General features: G+C 48.0%; 1 protein-coding gene. It reads left to right on the plus strand.

Annotated elements, in window-relative coordinates:
- The coding region (locus R8O11_RS31415) for a PTS transporter subunit IIC (protein ID WP_318195417.1) at nucleotides 1–512 on the plus strand (512 nt) is incomplete at both ends.

The raw sequence follows: 512 nt of genomic DNA on the forward strand, positions 1-512 counted from the left end.
CAGGCTTAGTTGTGAGCTCGCTAGGCGACTTCGCGACGATTTTCCAACACGCATTTGGCATTACAGGCGTGGTTCCAAACAACGAAGCTATCGTCTCTATCGCGCAAGAAGCGTTTGGTAAAGAGATGGCGATGATCATGTTCTTCGGTATGTTGGTGAACATTCTGATCGCTCGTTTCACGCCGTGGAAATTCATCTTCCTAACAGGTCACCACACGCTATTTATGTCTATGATGGTGGCGGCGATTCTGGCATCTAGCGGCATGAAAGGTGTTCCACTGATCGCTCTTGGCTCTGTGGTTGTGGGTTCTGTAATGGTGTTCTTCCCTGCAATTGCGCACAAATACATGAAGCAAGTAACAGGTTCAGACGACGTTGCGATTGGTCACTTCTCAACGCTTTCTTACGTCCTAGCTGGTTTCATTGGCAGCAAGTTGGGTAACAAAGAGCATTCAACAGAAGAGATGAATGTCCCTAAGAGCTTGTTGTTCTTACGCGATACGCCAGTGGCT

Source organism: Vibrio sp. 1288 (genome assembly GCF_033344475.1).